The sequence below is a fragment of the Mycobacterium sp. genome, assembly GCF_049683355.1.
Lineage (GTDB): Bacteria > Actinomycetota > Actinomycetes > Mycobacteriales > Mycobacteriaceae > Mycobacterium.
The window spans coordinates 1-2,492 of the sequence record NZ_JBAUJB010000046.1; the positions used below are offsets into that span (position 1 = coordinate 1).

Consider the following 2,492-nt stretch of genomic DNA (forward strand, 5'->3'; position numbering starts at 1 on the left):
CGGACGTTGCCCTGCTCGTCACCGAGAAAGCGTTGTACCGCCACCTGGTAGCGGCGGTCACCACCTTCGGCGTGGGCGGGCGACAGACGGGTCCGCAACACGATCGGCCACGTCGGCCACGGTGACCGCGAGTCGTCGCGCAGCTCCGGCGGTTCGGGGTTGTAGTCCAGCTGGGTGACCGACGCGGCACCCTGCCGGTGTGCGGTGCCGAGGCAGTCCGCGCCGGTGTCACCGCCGCCGATGATGACGACGTGCTTGCCCGCCGCGGAGATCTCGCTGGGACCGTCACCCTCGCACTCCTTGTTGGCGGGCACCAGATGCTCCATCGCCAGATGCACACCGGCCAGATCGCGTCCCTCGACGTCGTTGTCGCGGGCGCGCAGCGCTCCGACCGCCAGCACCACGGCGTCGTGCTGGGCGCGCAGCTGCTCTATCGGAAGGTCCACACCCACCTCACAGTCGGTGACGAAACGTGTTCCCTCGGCGCGCATCTGGACCAGGCGCTGGTTGAGCGTGGCCTTCTCGAGCTTGTACTCGGGGATGCCGTAGCGCATCAGCCCGCCGATCCGGTCGTCACGCTCGTAGACCGTCACGTCATGGCCGGCCCGGGTGAGTTGCTGAGCGGCGGCAAGGCCGGCGGGACCGGAACCGACAACCGCGACGCGCTTGCCGGTGGCGATGGCCGCGGGCTGCGGTGCGATGATGCCGTCCATCCAGGCCTGGTCGGCGATCGTCTGCTCGATCCGTTTGATCGTCACACTGCCGCCGGTCTGCTCTTCGGAGATCGACAGCACACACGCGGCCTCGCACGGGGCCGGACACAACCGGCCGGTGAATTCCGGGAAGTTGTTGGTGGCGTGCAGCCGGTCACTGGCCGCGTCCCAGCGGCCGCGCCGGACCAGGTCGTTCCATTCGGGGATCAGGTTGCCCAGCGGGCACCCTGCAGTTCCGGAGTGGCAGAACGGGATACCGCAGTCCATGCAGCGGCGGGCCTGCTGGGACACCTCACCGGCCCGCTGGTGGGGATCCTGCTGTTCGTAGACCTCGCGCCAGTCGCCGACCCGCTCGTCGACGGGACGTTTGGTCGCCTCGACCCGGTGCACCTCGAGAAATCCATGCGGATCAGCCACGGCTCGCCTCCATGATCGCAGCGTCGACGTCGCGGCCCTCGGCTTTCGCCATCCGGGTCGCCTGCAGCACGCGCTGATAGTCGCGCGGCATGACTTTGGTGAATTGTGCACTGCGCCTCGGCCAGTCCGACAGCACCGATGTCGCCACCGTGCTGCCGGTATAGCGCGCGTGCTGCGCGATCACCGCGCGCAACCACACCAGGTCCTCGGGGTCGAGGCGCTGCAACTCCACCATGTCGGTGTTCACCCGCTTGGGGTTGATGCCCAGGACGAACGCGATCCCACCGGACATACCCGCAGCCATGTTCCGGCCGACTCTGCCGAGCACGACGACGCGGCCACCTGTCATGTACTCGCAGGCGTGGTCACCGACACCTTCGACGACGGCGAGCGCTCCGGAGTTGCGGGCGGCGAACCGTTCGCCGACCTGTCCGCGCAGGTACACCTCCCCCGAGGTGGCACCGTAGAGCAGGGTGTTGCCGGCGATGACGTTGTCCTCCGGCAGGAAAAGCACATCGTCCTGGGGTTTGACGATCACCTTCCCTCCGGAAAGTCCCTTGCCCACATAGTCGTTGGCATCACCGATGAGCTCGAGGGTGATCCCGGGCGGCAGGAACGCACCCAAGGACTGACCGGCCGAGCCGGTAAGGGTCACGTGGATGGTGTCGTCCGGGAGGCCCTGGGCCCCGTAGCGGCGGGTAACCTCACTGCCGAGAAGCGTTCCCACCGTGCGGTTGACATTGCGGACCGGCAGATCCAGCCGCATCGGGTGCGCATCCGCGAGCGCCCCTTCGGCGAGCTGGATCAGCGTGCGGTCCAGAGCGTGGTCGAGGCCGTGATCCTGGCCCCGCACCCTTCGGCGCTGAGTCAACCGGGCGCCGTGGGTGTCCGAGGGGACCGCGAAGATCGGGGTCAGATCCAGGCCCTTGCTCTTCCAGTGCGCCACACCCATGTCGGTGTCGAGGACCTCGGCGTGCCCGACTGCCTCGTCGATGCTCCGGAATCCGAGCTCGGCCAAATACTTTCGGATATCCTCGGCGATGAATCGGAAGAAGTTCTCCACGAATTCGGGCTTGCCGTTGAAGCGTGCCCTCAGCTCCGGGTTCTGCGTGGCGACACCCACCGGGCAGGTGTCGAGGTGGCACACCCGCATCATGATGCACCCGGCCACCACCAGTGGCGCGGTGGCGAAGCCGAACTCCTCGGCGCCCAGCAGCGCCGCCACGATCACGTCACGTGCGGTGCGCATGCCGCCGTCGCACTGCACGGTGATCCGGTCGCGCAGACCGTTGAGGACCAGGGTCTGCTGGGTGTCGGCCAGCCCGATCTCCCACGGCGCCCCAGCGTGTTTGAGGCTGGTCA

2 protein-coding genes are annotated in these 2,492 nt (G+C 67.9%); both read right to left on the reverse strand.

The features are described from left to right. Positions 1 to 1,130 (reverse strand): glutamate synthase small subunit (gltD, locus tag WA944_RS02735; RefSeq protein ID WP_526375602.1); only part of this gene is annotated, 1,130 nt, incomplete at its 3' end. Further along, positions 1,123 to 2,492 (reverse strand): GltB/FmdC/FwdC-like GXGXG domain-containing protein (locus WA944_RS02740; protein ID WP_526611792.1); only part of this gene is annotated, 1,370 nt, incomplete at its 5' end. The genes gltD and WA944_RS02740, both read right to left, overlap by 8 nt.